Genomic DNA, 17,150 nt, shown 5'->3' with positions numbered 1-17,150 from the left:
GGTAGCGTTTCTCGCTACCTTTTTTGTTTCTAATACCCTTCATAAAAACGTCTGTTTTTTTAGAGATATATCGCTTACTTACTTGAGGTTTATATGGAACATAGTTTTTGGCACAGTAAATGGCAAAAGAACGAGATTGGATTTCACGAACCTGAAGGGAATGCACTTCTGGTAAAGTATGCGTCTTTTCTGTTTGGCGACGATAGTCCTAGCACATCTTTAAAGCGCATTTTTGTACCACTATGTGGAAAGACCCGAGATATTGGTTGGTTACTCTCCAAGGGTTGTGAAGTGGTTGGTGCTGAGCTAAGCGAAGTGGCTATTATACAGCTGTTTGAAGAGCTAGGTGTAGAGCCTACTGTTACCACTACTTCCAACGGTAAAATTTACGCTAAAGACGGTTTAACCATTTACGTAGGTGATATCTTTAAACTTACATCAAGCGACTTAGGTGACGTTACGGGCATTTATGATAGAGCCGCTTTAGTCGCGCTGCCTAGCCCGCTTCGCGAGCAATATGCTGCGCATTTAATGGCCATTACTCAATGCGCCCCCCAGCTAATCATTTCTTTCGAGTATGACCAGAATGAAATGGCCGGCCCTCCCTTTAGCGTAAACGAAAAAACCGTCGACGCTCTTTATTCAGCGGACTACAACATTCAAAGGTTAGAGCGCTCGGTGCTTGAAGGCGGTTTGAAAGGCAAAATAGACGCTGATAATTTGGTATTTGCACTAACGGCGAAGTAGACTTTTTTAAGATTTGTTGCCAATAGAAAGCGTTGAAATGGTTGCTTTATAGTTTGCGTTTTAGCGCTGATTAACAGCGACACTAAAGCTATTCATACCCACACCAGCTAATGCGACTTGCTTAAATAAATGACTAGAGGCCAAGCAGTGCCTCTATGCCAAACAATATTGCACCTATCAACCCGCCTACGATCGTGCCGTTTATGCGAACTTTTTGAAGATCGCGGCCAATATTCAACTCTACCTGCTCAGCCATTTCACGTTCATCCCAACTATTGATGGTGTCGCGAATGTGACGGGTTAGAAATTCAGCCAACTCAGGCGCCATATATTTAGCCGCTTCTCCAATGTGCTTATTGAACGCTTTTGCTAGCTCACTGTCTTGCGTTAACGTGGTACCCAAATCGTTTAAAAGGCTCGACACCTTTGTTTCTGCTTTACCATTTTGCTGTTCAAGAGACGTTAAAAGCCATTGATGAAACTTGGCCCATGATTGCTGAACATACGCGTTTAACGCTGGGTCATTAATAATTTTTTCCCGATAGCTGTTTACCTTTTTCTCCATTAACGGGCTGTGCTGTAGTTCGTAGAGGAATTCGTGTACTTGCTCATCAAATGCATGGCGAATGGGGTGATGCTCATCTTCGTATACATCTTCCAAAATACTTGAAACCGCTTTAACAGCAATGAGTGCCCCCTGCTCGCTTAGCCAACTAGACGGCAATAGCTTTTCGATACGACTGTATTCAGTTTTTAGCCAGACTACTAACGTATCTGCTATGTAGATTTGGGTTTCTGGCTCTGCAAGCAGTGAGGCCAATTTCCCTAACACCCTATCAAGCACTACCTGATGCTGGCGCTCTTTCGTAACGGCGCTTAACGAGGTTGCCATCAATTGCCTAAGATCAAGTTGGTTAATGCCCTTCTGTGCGGTTTTAGCGATAAACGCTTTCACAGGTTTGTCATCGAGCACACGCAGAACGCCTGCAAAAGCATCGCATAGAAAGCGACTTAGACGGGTAGCGTTTCTATCCTGTGACAACCACCTTCCCGCGCCCTTTGCAGGGTCGCTGTCCCGAATTAGCTTCTCTATTGCTTCAGGATGAAAGAACTTTTCTTTAACGAACAATGACAGGTTATTAGCAATAACAGACTTGTTACTAGCCACGATATTGGTGTGCGGAATGGGGTACTTCGCTGGAATTGGCTTAAATAATGCCGTCACTGCAAACCAGTCAGCTAGACCACCGATGAGCGCCGCCTCACTGGCCATCTTAATAAGCCCCAACCACCATGCTCCTTGCAAGTTTGGATAAAACTTAGGAAGTAAAATCGTTAAAACAAATACACTTGCGGCAAAAATTAAACAGGCCAATGCAAGCCTTTTAGCCTTATTCAATTGCGTGTACTTGTCCTGCATAAACTACTCCGTTTAAATTACTCGTTTACCATCTTGGTCTATAAGTGGTGTGCCGTCTTCTTTAGCAAAAGGGCCTTGTGGCCATACAGGCAAAATATCCAGTACAGCTTCACTTGGCCGGCATAATTTCACTGTTTCTTTCGCGTTATTCGAATAGGAATTACCTTCAACTCTCCCAAGAGGTAAAGAAACTGCTTTTTCGTGTTCACCTTTGGGAATGCAAACAATAGGCCTATTCACTAAAACGGGATGTTCCAGCATCAATTCAAAGATGATTTCGTTACTCACTGTTTCATCAAGTAACCCTAATTCAGCAGCAGGCGACTTTGTTGTGCGAAGCGCTTGTCGAGGGTTAAGGTTAGCTGCATTCAATAAATAAGTTAGTTGTTCACGTTCCCACCCAACACGTAAATACTCAATAACCTGCACCTCATACCCAGCGGCCTTGATCACCGCCAGTACATTCCTAGACGTGCCGCACTCTGGGTTGTGATAAATCTTTATCATCGCCACCTAACCTCACTAAAAAGTAAAAACCACATATACCAACATACTATTAAAATTCGAGGACAGACACTCGCAAAGGCTAAAACCTTGCCTGTACTCGTTGGACACACACTCAAAAAAGCAGCTTGTAACCAAATACAGTTCGAGGACGGACACTCACATAGGCTAAAACCTTGCCTGTACTTCTCGGACACACACTCAAAAAAGCAGCTTGTAACCAAACAGATGTACTCACATTGAGTGTCTGTCCATTTCTTTAAAATAATTTCTTCAAGCGAGTGTCTGTCCCCTTCTGAGCTTAGGGCCATGTGGTACAAAATGGTCAAATTCGCCATCCGGTGGCAGATGAAACTATAAAATTAGTTATTACACCATTGATGCAGTCTCCCCCCTTTAGCATATTAAACTAACCTTTTGATTTTAAATGCTTTTTAAGAGTGGCATGATACGTGAAATGTATTTTATAAATACACAACAAAATTTGTGTTTGATATCAATACCGTTAAAGCGTGTTATTAAGTATTTATGAAACAATCAAGGATATAAGAATATGAAAAAGTCTATTATTGCTAGTGCAGCTATGTTGCTTTCAGCCTCTTTGCTTACTGGCTGCGTTATCCATGTTGGCGACGCTAGCGCATTAGAAGGCAGCGATTTCAGTTCTATTCTAGGCAATATTGACATAGCTGAAGGGAAACACGCTGGTGATATTTCTTCTGTTAATGGCAATGTGGAAATTAGCGATCATGGTGGCGCGGATGAAGTCAGCATCGTTAACGGCAATCTTGAAATGGGTAGCCATGTGTCTGTCCGAAATATCGATATTGTAAATGGCGATGTAAGTGCAGCTTCACACCTCAATGTGCTTAAGGGTGTAGAGACCGTGAATGGAAATGTTACGCTTCCTACGCAAAGTGCAATTGGCGGTAGCGTTGAAACAGTGAATGGAGACATAACAGCCGTCGATACAACCATTGAAAAACACATCAAAACACTCAACGGCGATATTACTTTGTCTGGCTCTTCTCACATTTTAGGCGATATCGTATATAAGGAAAGTGAAAGCGCTTGGGGCAAGAAATCAGACAACAAACCTACCCTATCGATTAGTGCATCGGTTACTGTGGACGGCAGCATTGTTTTGCACCGCCCTGTCAACTTAGACATTGAAAGCGATGAACTAAAACAAAAAGTCATTGTAAGCTACGGCAGTGCACAGTAACGTATTGGCTTAATCATTTAAGCTTACCTACTGGAAATGCATGACTGAACAAGAAAAGATGCTTGCTGGCGATTTATACTTTCCGTCAGACAAAACATTATCGGCATTGCGCAAGCAATGCCGTATGCAATTAGACGAGCTCAACACAACTTGTCAAAGTGACCACAAAAAGCGTACAAGACTACTAAAAGCGCTGTTTGGTAGTACTGGAAAAAGGCTTTACATTGAGTCTTCATTCAAATGTGATTACGGCGAAAATATTCACGTAGGCGAAAATTTTTTCGCTAACTTCAATTGTGTGATTTTAGATGCAGCGAAGGTCACGATAGGTGATAACTGCATGATTGCGCCTCAAGTCGGTTTGTACACCGCTACGCACCCATTAGATCCTGTACAAAGGGCAACCGGCATCGAGTTCGCCAAGCCCATTACTATTGGCGATAATTGCTGGATTGGTGGTATGGCGGTCATAAACCCTGGCGTAACGTTGGGAGACAATGTGGTTGTGGCCTCTGGCGCGGTGGTAACTAAGTCTTTTGGCGACAATGTGGTCATAGGTGGTAACCCCGCCAAAGTCATCAAAGAAATAGAGCAAGCCGAATAGAGCATGTGATGTTTTCGGTATCACATGCCTTAAAAAACACCTTTACACGAGTCCATACCAAGTCACATCTATCGATTTAATCTGAACCGGTAATTCAAAGACTCTTCAATGGCCGCCATTAGTACCTCAAAGGCGGCCCCTGACTTTAGCCTAGTACACAGAGCTAGGTAAAATTAAACGCTATCTCGTTAGTAGTCTAAAGACAAACGCGCTCTTTAAATCGTTAATCCCAGTCTGGAGCAAAATCTGGGTTTACAATTCGGTCGCCGTTATCTAGGTCATCAATAAGCGCGAGCTCTGAATCAGTTAAATGTACACCACCGTAAGCTAAATTCTCTGCCAAGTGTACTTTACTGGTTGATGAAGGGATTGCGTAAATGTGACGTTTCTCCATCCACGCCAGAACAACTTGCGCTGGCGTCGCATCGTGGTTTTGCGCTATTCGCAATAACGTTTCGTCCTTCATTACTTTTCCTACCGCAAATGGCATATATGCAGTCGCTTTTATGCCTTTTTCCTTACACGCTTCAACAACTTTCTTATTTTGCATGAAAGGATGGATTTCAATTTGGTTGGTGTAAATCTCGCCTTTACCAAGAACCTTTTCGGCCTTATCTAACAAATCAATAGTGAAATTAGACACCCCAATATGACGAGTAAGCCCTTGCTCTTTCGCCTTCGCAAGATTGCCTAAGTAACTTTCGAGTGAAATATCATTGCCAGGATATGGCCAATGGATAAGAAGCAAATCAACATATTCTAGCTTCAGCTTTTCTAAGCTTTCGTGAACACTTGGAATAAAATGAGCATCGCCCAATGACTCGTGCCACACCTTGGTGGTGACAAACAGTTCGCTTCTATCAAGGCCGCTGGTTTTTATGGCATCACCAACTTGTGCTTCGTTGTCATAAAATTGTGCGGTATCAATGTGTCTGAAACCAACCTCTAGCGCTTTACTGACTGACTCACGGGCCTCGTCACCTTTCAACCGAAACGTTCCCATTCCTAACTGAGGCATATCTTTCATTACTCTCTCCTTTTCCGTGTTTGTCTTACACTACTTGACGTAGCAGCTTCACACTTTGCTACGCCATCGCTTAGAAAGAAGATCGTAATCATCGTGACTGAAATCAGAATTAAATTGGAGACAAACCTAGTGATTACGTTGAAGAATGCACGTCACTGAAATAAAAAAGCCGCTAGCGAACGCTTGCGGCTTTGAGTAATCACTTACACGTGAAGAATAAATTAAGTATTACTTACGTTTGGCGGGACGTCCAGCTCGTTTATTTAAGCCTTGTTGCTTACGCACTTTATGCTTTTTAACCGAGCGACGCATGCGACTTAAACGAGCGTGGTCAAGTTTACCCTGGCGTACATTAACCATAGTTTGCGTTTCATCCGGCAATTGAACATGGCTACGAAGCGCGTTTACGTCTTCTAATCCTAGTTCTACCCACGCACCTTGCGGTAGACGCTTCTGCAGTTCAATTGGACCATATTTAACGCGGATCAAGCGGCTAACTTGCACGCCTTGCGACTCCCAAAGACGACGCACTTCGCGGTTACGCCCTTCTTTCAACGTTACGTTGTACCAACGGTTCATGCTTTCATCTTCAGCATGCTGCGGCGTAGGCGCACCTGAAATTGTCAGGAACTTTGCTTCGCCGTCTTCCAGCTCTACACCTTTTTGAAGGGTATGTAGTGTTTTGCCTGTTACCTCACCGAATACACGTACTGCGTACTCGCGTTCTACTTCACATTTTGGGTGCATTAGGCGGTTAGCTAGTTCACCATCGTTAGTGAATAACAGCAGGCCACTGGTGTTCATGTCTAGACGACCAACGGTGATCCAGCGCCCTAGTCGAATAGCGGGTAGACGGTCAAATACCGTATCGCGACCTTCAGGGTCGTGACGGCTACACAATTCACCTTCGGGTTTGTTGTACATCAACACTCGGCAAATTGGCTGTTCTGTTTGACGAGATAGCAAATGACCATCAACACGGATTTGTGCGGTGTGGTCGACTCTATCTCCTAATGTTGCTTTGGTGCCATCGACCGATACTCGGCCTTCTTCAATCCAACGTTCCATTTCTCGTCGCGAGCCTAGCCCTTGGTTAGCCAGTACTTTTTGCAACTTTTCAGTCATGGGTTTTCACTCTTTAATTGCTTGTTTACGGTCGCACGGTCTATTCAGACGGTGCCTCATTTAACACCTTAAGCGGCGAGTCTGACGCAACGCTTTCAGCCATGTTTTCGAAAGCATCAGCATTGGGCAAATCGCTCAACGACGTCATCGAAAAATAGTCTAAGAAGCCTTTGGTAGTTGCATAAAGCGCTGGTCGCCCAGGCACTTCTTTGTGACCTACTACCTTTACCCAGTCTCGTTCTGTGAGTGTCTTTATAATATTACTGCTTACCGCCACGCCCCTTACCTGCTCTATTTCTCCGCGGGTTATAGGTTGACGATAGGCAATGAGTGCCAAGGTTTCGAGCATTGCTCTAGAATACTTTGGCGCATTTTCCTGCCACAATTTGCTTAACCACGGGCTTAACGCATCTAACGATTGAAAGCGATAGCCACTTGCTACTTCCACCAGTTGAATGCCTCTTGGCTGATAGTCTAACTTTAGCTCGTTAATCACCTTACTCAAGGTTCTATCAGCGACGGTAAACTCATTGAGTACCGTTTCTTTTAAATGCTGCTTTGAAATAGGCTTATCAGCAACAAATATTGCTGCCTCTACCAATTGTTTAAGCTGCGCCGTGTTAATTTTCTTCATGGGCACCTAATTTTACATGAATTTTTGCATAAGGACCTGCCTGAATGCATAAAATTAGCTGTTCTTTTACTAATTCTAAAACTGCTAAGAAGCAAACCACTACCCCAGCTTTACCTTCTTCAACCGTAAATAGGCGTTCAAGTGGCGTATATTCTGTTGTTGTGAGTAACGACAAGATGAGCGACATGCGCTCTCGCGTGCTCAGTGCTTCCCGTGCAATGGTATGGTGTTCAAACGCTTCAGCGCGCTTCATGGCCGCACTGAATGCCAATACAATTTCAGCTAAAGATACATCGGGCTCAATGCGGATTGGCGCCACATTCTCACTTAGTTCAACGTGAGTGGTGAAAATATCCCGTTCAAGCCTAGGCTGAATATCTAAATCTTCTGCCGCTTGCTTTACTAGCTCGTATTCTTTTAATCGGCGAATAAGCTCTGCTCGAGGGTCTTCTTCTTCGTCGGAATCGTCACTGCGTTTAGGAAGTAGAAGCCTAGACTTAATTTCTGCCAATATGGCTGCCATCAGCAAGTACTCTGCCGCCAACTCTAATTTTAGCGACATCATGGCATCCACATACTCCATATACTGCTTGGTAACATCAGCGATGGGCAGTGTGGTGATATCAAACTTTTGTTTTCTAATCAGATAAAGTAGTAAGTCGAGCGGCCCTTCGAAGGTTTCTAATATGACCTCTAGTGCATCGGGGGGAATGAAGAGATCTTCAGGCTTTTCAATTAGCGCTTCGCCATTAATAAACGCAAGTGGCAACGGCTGCTGAACAGGTGTCGAAAGCCCCTTCTCAATAGAGGCGTCATTATCGTTATTATTGTCTTCAACAAACTCTGACACAGTTCCACAACCGTTTTTACGCGCTAACAAAGCGGCGATTATTGATATTATTATTTACGCGTTCACACGAGAACTTGCAGCGCTTCGCTGCAAACTGAAGCGCTACAGGCCTTAGAAACTTAGCTTACGGTTTCCTACTATAACTTTCACCTGCAACTAGCAAAAGAAGCTATTTAAAATAACCTATTTAAAACAGTCTCTTCAAAAAGTCAGCCTAACGAAAGTTATTCAAAGGGAGACGGATCACCCGTGCCATGTCGCACAATAACTGGTGTGTCTTCCGACAAATCAACCACGGTAGTGGGCTGCTCACCAATGTAACCACCATGAATAATAAGCCCTACTTGCTTTTCTAAGTTGTCGCGAATGACATCTGGGTCTGATTCAGCCATGGTATTGCCTGGCAAAATCAAAGACGTAGACATCAATGGTTCGCCCAGTTCTTCCAATAATGCAAGTGCAATGGCGTTATCGGGCACGCGAATACCTATGGTTTTACGTTTAGGATTTTGCAAACGCTTTGGTACTTCGCGGGTCGCTTTCAACACGAAGGTGTAACGCCCTGGTGTGTTGTTCTTAATTTGCCTGAACGCCGTGTTGTCTACCTTTGCGTAAATTGATAGCTCAGACATGTCTCGACACATTAAGGTAAAGTTGTGGTCTTTATCGATTTGACGAATACGACACAACTGCTCAAGCGCCTTTTTGTCTTCCATTTGGCAACCTATGGCGTAGCCTGAGTCTGTCGGATACACCACCACTGCCCCCTCTCGAATTAACTCACAAGCCTGACTAATTAGGCGCTTTTGCGGGTTGTCGGGGTGCACATAGAAAAATTGACTCATAATTACTTCCTTTTCTTAAACGCGCAGAGCGATACTACTTTGCCAACGAGGTAAGTGTCTGTCCACTCGTAAAGCTTGCTGGTTAAGCTCGATGGTAAAACTCGCTTTTAAGCTTTTTACTAACCAACTCTCGGCATTTTAATTAGCTATAGCGCTCATCAACCGTACGTGAACCATTTGCCTTACCTTGCCCATTTATACCGAGAGCGTTGCAAATTAGATTTTTTTAGCTCTCAACCATCTGCCCTTCAAATTGTTTCCAATTATGCCATACGGGTGTGAGCTTACTGCTAATGCCGAGGTTCTTACCCAGCTCAGTCCAACGAGACGGAAAGTGAAAATCAGAGCCCGCCGATGCTAATAACTGATGGGTTTCTGCAAGCTCATTAATAAGCTCTTGTTTGGTTTTATTGATACCTGGAAATGCGGTTTCAATGGCGTCGCCACCGGCTTGTTCGAACAAGGCCACCAAGCGCCGTAGCCACTTCGCTGTCATATCATAATGAGCAGGATGAGCCAGTACAGCTTGTCCACCTGCATCGTGGATCCACTCGATAGCCGTTTCGATGCTTGGCCACTCTGCTTTAACTGCAGCTCGTTTGCCTTTGCCAAGATACTTTTTAAACGCGGCGTCCATACTTGGCACACCGTAGTTGTTTACCAATACGCGCGCAAAGTGCGCCCGTGTCACCTGGCCAACGCCCGCCAGCGCTTTTGCTCGCGTAAGAACACCTTCAAACCCACACTTTTCGAGCTTATCAGCAATTTTTTCAGCTCGGGCTTCTCGGGTTTGAGACTGGCCTTGCAGCCGCTCAAGAAACGTTGGGCAGTGTCTGTCCACATTTAGTCCAACTATATGGATATCGAAACTGTGCCAAGTGGTAGAAATTTCAACACCATCAATAATGGTTAATGCACGTTTTTGCTTCGATTGGGTAACATGTGCTTCTTCCAAACCGGCTACGGTATCGTGGTCGGTAACGGCAAGCGCATCCACCTGCATGGTGTGCGCGCGAAGGATTAATTCTTCTGGCGTTAGGTGGCCATCAGAAAATTTTGTATGACTGTGTAGATCTATTTTCAATGTCTTATGCAAATTTTAGGTTGACACAAACGGCAATTTGTTTTCTTCTATACACACAAAGTATACGTACTAACCGCTTCAAATCCTATTGAAGTTTGGAAAAACAACGAGTAATTCATGCATTCATACAATATTTCAACAGCAGTGACAGTTGCAGCTTGGTGGTGGCACTCCCTAACTTAACGGGCGGTGTGCACTGTAGTGCGTGAATGAATACACATAAAGGCCCGTTTATACGGGCCTTTTTTTTGTCTTTTTGCAGTTGGAGAGTAGCAAAAATGAGTTTAGCGGAACTGGGGATTTCTCCAGGTAAGGTAGAGACAATTGAGCAGGTGGGACACTATGTCGATGATCCACTTGCCGCGTTTGCCCACCTTTGTGGCAATAAAAATAACGCATTGCTTTTAGAGTCGGCAGAAATTGATTCTAAAGACGATTTACAAAGCTTGTTAATGGTTGACGCAGCACTGCGCATGGAATGCCGGGGCAACCGCGTTGAAGTGAAAGCACTGACAGGCAACGGCGCTTCAGTGTTACCTTTATTTGTTGACCACGCCCCTGAAGGCTTACACATTAAAGAAAGGACAGACACTTCAATTACGTTGGTGTGTGATGAAGCCGACGGTGAACTTGACGAAGACAGTCGATTAAAGGCCGCAAGCGTAATGGACGCGCTTCGCATTGTTATCAATAAGATAACGCCAATTCGCCAACATCCCCACGCCGTTTTCTTAGGCGGTGTTTTTGCCTATGACATGCTAGCAGGCTTTGAAAAATTACCCGATGTTGCAGAAGGTGAAAATGACTGTCCAGACTTTGTGTTTTACTTGGCAGAGACCTTAATTACCGTTGACCACCAAACCCGCGAGACCCATTTAATCGGCAGTGTTTTTAGCGGACAAGACGTTGCCCAGCAATATTTTGCCATTGCTCAGCGCTTAGAAGCCATTCATCAGCAGTTACACGATATGCCTGCTAAGCCCGTGCTAGTAAGTACAAATGGAGCGAAGATTGCTGATGTAGAAAGTGAAGCACAAAGCGGACAGTCACTCGTTTCCGACTCAGAAAACTCAAACGAAACTCAAAACGGACAGTCACTTTCTTCTTTTGACCCAAGCGTCGAAGTTAGCGTTAATTTAAGTGATGAACAGTTCTGCAACCATGTGCTGGACTTAAAACAGCACATTTTAGCCGGCGACATTTTTCAGGTTGTGCCCTCGCGCACATTCTCTCTCCCCTGCCCGTCGCCGCTACTTGCTTACGCTAAACTTAAAGAATCAAACCCAAGCCCTTACATGTTTTACATGCAAGATGCCACTTTCAGCATATTTGGTGCCTCTCCTGAATCAGCGCTTAAATACGAAAGAGAAAGCAATCAGGTAGAGATTTACCCGATTGCGGGTACCCGTCCGCGCGGCAAGCGCCCTGATGGCAGTATCGACAGAGATTTAGACAGCCGTATTGAGCTTAACCTTCGCGAAGACACCAAAGAAAAGTCTGAGCACATTATGCTGGTTGACCTTGCCCGTAACGATGTGGCAAAGGTGAGTCGCCCAGGTACGCGCTATGTGAAAGATTTGCTAAAAGTTGACCGTTACTCTCACGTGATGCACTTGGTGTCACGCGTGGTTGGCCAGCTACGTGACGACTTAGATCCACTGCACGCTTATCAAGCCTGCATGAATATGGGCACCCTAGTCGGCGCACCAAAAGTAAGCGCAGCGACGTTAATTCGCGAAGTAGAGAAAAAACGCCGCGGCAGTTATGGCGGCGCGGTTGGCTACTTGAATGGTCAAGGCGATATGGACACTTGTATTGTCATTCGTTCAGCGTTTGTGAAAAACGGTACGGCCTATATTCAAGCGGGTGCAGGTGTAGTATATGACTCGGTTCCACAAGCTGAAGCTGATGAAACTCGCGCTAAGGCACAAGCGGTAATTGGCGCAGTAAAAACAGCGCTACAAGAAGAAGCTGAAAGTATCAACGTTGCGTTAAATGAAGGAGGCAACGCATGAATCAGCAAGTGACCACCCTATTTTTGCTCGACAATGTAGACTCATTTACCTACAACCTTGTGGACGAACTGCGCACCTTAAACCTAGACATTAAAGTCTATCGCAACACGGTTTCAGCAAATGCTCTGTTTGAAAGAATGCAGGAACAAGCAACGAAAGGCCCAGTGCTTCTTATGCTGTCGCCAGGCCCAGGCGCACCAAGTGAAGCTGGCTGTATGCCTGAGCTACTTAAAAAAGTACACGGCGTGTTCCCCGTAATTGGTATTTGTTTAGGCCATCAAGCTATTGTTGAGCATTACGGCGGCACCGTAGGTCGCGCCAACCAAGTTATGCACGGCAAATCTTCTGCCATTACTCATTCTGAAGATGCTATGTTCAAAGGCTTACAGCAGCCCTTACATGTGGCACGCTACCACTCTTTAGTGGCACATTCATTGCCTGAAAACCTTACTGTTTGCGCATCTACAATAAACGATGACGGCAGTGAGGCCGTAATGGCAGTTTACAATAGCGAAGATCGCATGTTGGGTTTCCAATTTCACCCAGAATCTATTTTAACAGCCCACGGCAGTTTGCTGTTAAAGCAAAGTATTGACTATTTAACGTTACAGGGAGCGAACCATGCTTAACGCAGGCCCTCTACTAGAACAAATTATGTTGCGAGAATCACTGTCGCAAACCGAAGCATACAGCTTGTTTAACAGCATCATGCACGGTGAGCAAAGCGAAGTGATGATTGCTTCAGTGCTGACTGCGCTGAAAATGAAAAAAGAATCTCCTAGCGAAATTGCAGGTGCAGCGAGTGCCATGGTTGCCAATGCACTACCCTTTCCCACACCGTCTTATGAGTTTGCAGATATCGTTGGTACAGGCGGAGATGGCCACAACACCATTAATATTTCCAGTGCAGCCGGTGTAGTTGCCGCATCTTGTGGCGTGAAGGTGGCGAAACACGGTAATCGCAGTGTATCGAGTAAGTCTGGCTCTGCTGATTTGTTTCGCCAGTTTGGTCTTAATTTAGAAATTAGCCCAGAAACATCCCGCAAGTGCTTAGATGAAGCAAATTTCACATTTCTTTTTGCACCGGTTTATCACGCCGGTATGCGCCACGCAGCCCCCGTGCGCGCTGCGATGAAGACCAGAACCTTATTTAATATACTGGGGCCGCTGGCAAACCCGGCGGGTCCAACTCATGGGGTTTTCGGCGTATACTCTCCTGAACTGCTTGAACCTTACGCAAAAACCCTTATGCTGCTTGGCCAACACCGCGCAATGATAGTGCATGGCGATGGCTTGGATGAACTGGCGCTTCACGGCGAATCAATGATTTACGACCTTGAGCATGGCGATATTCGCAAGCTTACCGTTACCGCCGAAGACTTCGGTTTACCTCATTATCCTCTTTCTGCGATTGAGGGCGGTGAACCTGAAGAAAACAGACAATTTGTTGAAGCAGCGCTAAACGGCGAAGGTAAAGAGGCGCACCGTGCCGCTATCGCCATGAACTGCGGGGCACTGTTGAAAGTAACCGGCAAAGCCTCAACCTTCAAAGAAGGGGCTGAAATGGCGATGAACGCTATGGCCGAAGGGTTACCCATGCAGTTATTAACGAAGGTTGCCAAAATTACTCAGGAGGTAAGCACGAATGGCTAATGTGCTTGAGAAAATTGTTGCAGACAAACGAGAAGAAGTGGCCGCACGCAAAGATGCACTGCCGCTGGAAAGCTTCAAGACGAACCTAGTTCCTTCCGAAAAGAGTTTATTTGCCGCACTTAGTGAGCCAAACGCAGGCTTTATCTTCGAATGCAAAAAAGCATCGCCTTCAAAAGGCCTTATTCGAGAGCATTTCGATTTAGACGAGATCTTAGCGGCTTACACGCCTTATGCTGCCGGTATTTCTGTGCTGACAGACGAGAAGTACTTTCAAGGTAAATTTGAGTACTTAGCTTATGTTACTGAGCGTGTTGCTCAGCCTGTGCTTAACAAAGATTTCTTCGTTGATACCTATCAAGTGTATCTAGCCCGTCACTATAATGCCGACGCAGTGCTATTAATGCTTAGTGTGCTAAATGATGACGAATATCGCGAGTTGGCAAGCGTTGCCAATGCTCTGTCATTAGACATTCTTACCGAAGTAAGTAATGAAGAAGAAATGGAGCGCGCTATTGCCCTTGAAGCCAACATCATTGGTATCAATAATCGCAACTTACGCGACCTTTCTACCGATTTAGCCACAACCGAACGCCTTGTGCCCATGCTTGAAAAAGCCACGCACGACTACGTGGTTATTTCAGAGTCGGGCATATACACACATCAAGACGTGCTTCGTTTAGCGCCTGTATCCCAAGGCTTTTTGGTGGGCAGTGCGTTAATGGCCGAGGCTGACCTACCACGCGCTGTGAAAACATTAGTGAATGGCGCAGTTAAAGTGTGCGGGCTTACCAACTCCGAACAAGCGCAAATGGCGTTTGATAAAGGCGCTAGCTTTGGCGGGCTTATCTTCGCTGAAAAATCGCCACGCTGTGTGAGCGAAGCACAGGCTTTGACTATAACGCAGAGCATTGAGGGTGCTTTTGTTGGTGTGTTCGTTAATCACGACATTGATGAAGTGGCATCACTCGCCGCCTCGCTCAACCTTTTTGCCGTGCAGCTTCACGGCAGCGAAGATGAAGATTACATTTCAGCGCTTGCTGCCAAACTTCCAGAAGGTTGTGAAATTTGGAAAGTCGAAGGTGTTAAAGCAACCTCTTCTGACGAACTACCAGAATCAGTGGACAGACACTTAAATAATAGCCTTGTAAGCCGTGTTCTTCTGGATTGCCAAGTGGGTGATGCCAAAGGCGGTACAGGCGAAGCGTTCAACTGGCAGCTATTAAACGATATCGAAGCGAAGCATAAGTTAGTGCTTGCTGGCGGTATTAACGCCCAGAATGTTGCAGAAGCTATTGCAACCGGCTGTGGTGCTATTGATGTGAATTCAGGCGTAGAAACTGCACCCGGCGTGAAAAGCGAAGTAAAACTCGACGCGCTTTTTGCCATTTGCCGCCGTTACTAATTTAAATACAGGACAACGTAATGAACCAGTTAGATACAAAATTTGGTGAATTTGGTGGCATGTACGTGCCCGAGCTACTTATTCCAGCGCTAGACCAGCTGGAAAAAGCATTTTTGGATGCCAAGGACGACCCGACATTTAACGAAGAGTTTTTATCTCTGTTAAAAGATTATGCCGGTCGCCCAACGTCAATGACGTTAACTCGCAATCTGGTAAGTAACCCAAAGGTAAAGTTATACCTAAAGCGTGAAGACTTACTACACGGTGGCGCTCACAAAACTAACCAGGTGTTAGGCCAAGCGCTGCTGACTAAGCGAATGGGTAAAAAAGAAGTTATCGCCGAAACAGGCGCGGGCCAACACGGTGTTGCAACCGCGTTAGCATGTGCATTATTGGGGCTAAAAGCACGTATTTATATGGGTGCGAAAGATGTTGAGCGTCAAGCGCCAAACGTGTTCCGTATGAAGCTTATGGGCGCAGAGGTTATTCCTGTAAATGCCGGTTCTGGTACGCTTAAAGATGCCGTAAACGAAGCCATGCGCGACTGGTCGGCAAACTATGATAAAGCCCACTATTTGTTAGGCACAGCCGCGGGCCCACACCCGTTCCCGACTATTGTTCGTGAATATCACCGTATGATTGGTGAAGAAACTCGTGCACAAATTATGGAAAAAGAAGGTCGCTTACCTGACGCAGTAGTAGCATGTGTGGGCGGAGGCTCAAATGCTATCGGTATGTTTGCAGACTTTATTGATGAGCCATCTGTACGCTTAGTGGGCGTTGAGCCTGCGGGTAAAGGTGTGCACACCAAAGAGCACGGCGCAACTATCGTGACGGGTACAAAAGGTATTCTTCACGGCGCTTACACCTTCATTATGCAAGACAAAGAAGGCCAGATTGAAGAGAGCTACTCAGTATCTGCTGGTCTGGACTACCCTGCTGTTGGCCCTCAGCATGCTTATCTTCACGACATTGGCCGAGCGGAATACGTGGCTGCCACCGACGAAGAAGCGCTGAACGCATTCCAATTGCTTGCAAGAAAAGAAGGTATTATTCCTGCCCTTGAATCGTCGCATGCCTTAGCGCACGCGCTTAATATGGCAGATGAAGCGGAAGAAGAAACCATCATCGTAGTTAACTTATCAGGTCGTGGCGACAAAGATTTAGCGCACGTTATCAACATTTTAGGGGACGATTTATAATGGATAGATATGCACAAATGTTTGCCGGCCTTGATGAAAAGAACCAAGGCGCTTTTGTACCTTTCGTAATGGTTGGTGACCCCGATTTAGCGCAATCTGAAGCCATTATTTGCCAGCTAGTAGAAAGCGGTGCTGACGCACTTGAGTTAGGTATACCTTACTCTGACCCCATTGCTGATGGCCCCACAATACAAGCTTCTGCCATTCGCGCGTTAAGTAATAAGGTGACGGTAGCAGATTGCTTGGGTGTTATTTCACGTGTTCGCGCAAAATATCCTAATGTGCCTATCGGCTTGCTACTGTACAGCAACTTAGTAATGGCCCAAGGCATCGAAAATTTTTACAATAAAGCGCAAGAGGCAGGCGTTGACTCAATTTTGGTCGCTGACGTGCCAATTCGCGAAGCGGCACCTTTTCAAAAAGCAGCCGAAGCCACTGGCATTTCACAAATTCTGATTGCTCCACCTAATGCTACTGACGAAACCATGGAAAAAATCGGGGAATACTCGAAAGGTTACACGTATTTGCTGGGTCGTGCGGGCGTTACTGGCGCAGAAACTGCCGCAAACGTGCCTGCTTCAGAACTTATTGAGCGCTTGAACAAACACAAAGCAGCGCCAGCATTGTTAGGCTTTGGTATTTCTACACCGGAACAGGTTAAATCTGCTATTGACGCAGGTGCCGCTGGCGCAATTTCAGGCTCGGCGACAGTGAATATTATCGCAGCCAATTTATCGGACAGTCACAAAATGCTAAGCGAGCTCGGCAGCTTTGTTGAAAACATGAAAGCAGCTACGGCAAAAGGATAAACGT

At 45.6% G+C, this 17,150-nt stretch carries 17 protein-coding genes; 9 read left to right on the top strand and 8 right to left on the bottom strand.

Features of this window, described 5'->3' with window-relative positions; translation table 11 throughout:
• Positions 1–93 precede the first annotated feature (93 nt).
• On the top strand, positions 94–747 hold the full coding sequence (tmpT, locus tag AWH61_RS04215; RefSeq protein WP_075176274.1) for a thiopurine S-methyltransferase: 654 nt from the start codon (positions 94–96) through the stop codon (positions 745–747).
• Positions 748–880: 133 nt separating this feature from the next.
• Here tmpT and AWH61_RS04210 read toward each other — a convergent pair whose 3' ends face one another.
• Entirely contained in the window at positions 881–2,167 is a 1,287-nt protein-coding gene (locus AWH61_RS04210) for a DUF445 domain-containing protein (protein WP_075176273.1), read from the bottom strand.
• A 12-nt stretch (positions 2,168–2,179) separates the two neighbouring features.
• Positions 2,180–2,674: an arsenate reductase family protein gene (locus AWH61_RS04205; protein ID WP_075176272.1), complete on the bottom strand. Its 495-nt coding sequence runs from the start codon at positions 2,672–2,674 to the stop codon at positions 2,180–2,182.
• Between the two features lie 550 nt (positions 2,675–3,224).
• Here AWH61_RS04205 and AWH61_RS04200 point away from each other — a divergent pair.
• Together AWH61_RS04200 and AWH61_RS04195 are read left to right on the top strand one after the other, a co-directional pair.
• The gene (locus AWH61_RS04200; protein ID WP_075176271.1) at positions 3,225–3,896 is read left to right on the top strand and encodes a DUF4097 family beta strand repeat-containing protein; all 672 of its coding nucleotides are present in this window, start codon (positions 3,225–3,227) and stop codon (positions 3,894–3,896) included.
• A gap of 40 nt (positions 3,897–3,936) precedes the next feature.
• Complete coding sequence (locus AWH61_RS04195; RefSeq protein WP_039225718.1) at positions 3,937–4,500, top strand: sugar O-acetyltransferase; 564 nt, start codon at positions 3,937–3,939, stop codon at positions 4,498–4,500.
• Between the two features lie 223 nt (positions 4,501–4,723).
• Here the strand turns inward: AWH61_RS04195 and dkgB are convergent, their stop codons facing one another.
• The 6 genes from dkgB to AWH61_RS04165 all read right to left on the bottom strand — a co-directional run bounded on the left by dkgB (position 4,724) and on the right by AWH61_RS04165 (position 10,065).
• Positions 4,724–5,527 (bottom strand): 2,5-didehydrogluconate reductase DkgB, encoded by an 804-nt coding sequence (gene dkgB / locus AWH61_RS04190; protein WP_039225720.1) that lies wholly within the window; start codon positions 5,525–5,527, stop codon positions 4,724–4,726.
• A gap of 228 nt (positions 5,528–5,755) precedes the next feature.
• Positions 5,756–6,652 carry a 23S rRNA pseudouridine(2605) synthase RluB gene (rluB, locus tag AWH61_RS04185; RefSeq protein ID WP_014948949.1) on the bottom strand — a complete coding sequence of 299 codons (897 nt, stop codon included), beginning with the start codon at positions 6,650–6,652 and terminating at the stop codon, positions 5,756–5,758.
• 40 nt (positions 6,653–6,692) lie between these two features.
• Entirely contained in the window at positions 6,693–7,286 is a 594-nt protein-coding gene (gene scpB, locus AWH61_RS04180; RefSeq protein WP_014948948.1) for an SMC-Scp complex subunit ScpB, read from the bottom strand.
• On the bottom strand, positions 7,273–8,136 hold the full coding sequence (locus AWH61_RS04175) for a segregation and condensation protein A (RefSeq protein WP_075176655.1): 864 nt from the start codon (positions 8,134–8,136) through the stop codon (positions 7,273–7,275). The genes scpB and AWH61_RS04175 overlap by 14 nt, the downstream gene beginning before the upstream one ends.
• Before the next feature lie 224 nt (positions 8,137–8,360).
• Positions 8,361–8,981: an L-threonylcarbamoyladenylate synthase gene (locus AWH61_RS04170; RefSeq protein ID WP_014948946.1), complete on the bottom strand. Its 621-nt coding sequence runs from the start codon at positions 8,979–8,981 to the stop codon at positions 8,361–8,363.
• 226 nt (positions 8,982–9,207) lie between these two features.
• Complete coding sequence (locus tag AWH61_RS04165; protein ID WP_075176270.1) at positions 9,208–10,065, bottom strand: PHP domain-containing protein; 858 nt, start codon at positions 10,063–10,065, stop codon at positions 9,208–9,210.
• A gap of 278 nt (positions 10,066–10,343) precedes the next feature.
• On the opposite strand from AWH61_RS04165, the gene AWH61_RS04160 reads away from it, so the two are divergent.
• From AWH61_RS04160 to trpA, 6 genes are read left to right on the top strand one after another with little or no spacing between them, the layout of a single operon-like run.
• Positions 10,344–12,080: an anthranilate synthase component 1 gene (locus tag AWH61_RS04160; RefSeq protein ID WP_075176269.1), complete on the top strand. Its 1,737-nt coding sequence runs from the start codon at positions 10,344–10,346 to the stop codon at positions 12,078–12,080.
• Positions 12,077–12,709 (top strand): aminodeoxychorismate/anthranilate synthase component II, encoded by a 633-nt coding sequence (locus AWH61_RS04155; protein WP_014976092.1) that lies wholly within the window; start codon positions 12,077–12,079, stop codon positions 12,707–12,709. Before AWH61_RS04160 ends, AWH61_RS04155 begins: the two co-directional genes overlap by 4 nt.
• The gene (gene trpD, locus AWH61_RS04150) at positions 12,702–13,733 is read left to right on the top strand and encodes an anthranilate phosphoribosyltransferase (RefSeq protein ID WP_014948943.1); all 1,032 of its coding nucleotides are present in this window, start codon (positions 12,702–12,704) and stop codon (positions 13,731–13,733) included. Before AWH61_RS04155 ends, trpD begins: the two co-directional genes overlap by 8 nt.
• Positions 13,726–15,135: a bifunctional indole-3-glycerol-phosphate synthase TrpC/phosphoribosylanthranilate isomerase TrpF gene (gene trpCF, locus AWH61_RS04145; protein ID WP_075176268.1), complete on the top strand. Its 1,410-nt coding sequence runs from the start codon at positions 13,726–13,728 to the stop codon at positions 15,133–15,135. The genes trpD and trpCF overlap by 8 nt, the downstream gene beginning before the upstream one ends.
• Positions 15,136–15,155: 20 nt before the next feature.
• Positions 15,156–16,337, top strand: coding sequence for a tryptophan synthase subunit beta (gene trpB, locus AWH61_RS04140; RefSeq protein WP_014976090.1), 1,182 nt, complete (start codon positions 15,156–15,158; stop codon positions 16,335–16,337).
• Positions 16,337–17,146, top strand: a complete 810-nt coding sequence (trpA, locus tag AWH61_RS04135) for a tryptophan synthase subunit alpha (RefSeq protein ID WP_075176267.1) — start codon at positions 16,337–16,339, stop codon at positions 17,144–17,146. Before trpB ends, trpA begins: the two co-directional genes overlap by 1 nt.
• Positions 17,147–17,150 lie beyond the last annotated feature (4 nt).

This window comes from Alteromonas sp. W12, assembly GCF_001924945.1.
Classification (GTDB): Bacteria; Pseudomonadota; Gammaproteobacteria; order Enterobacterales; family Alteromonadaceae; genus Alteromonas; species Alteromonas macleodii.
Note: the sequence above shows the minus strand (reverse complement) of the source record. Positions and strands in the feature narration are given on the sequence as shown.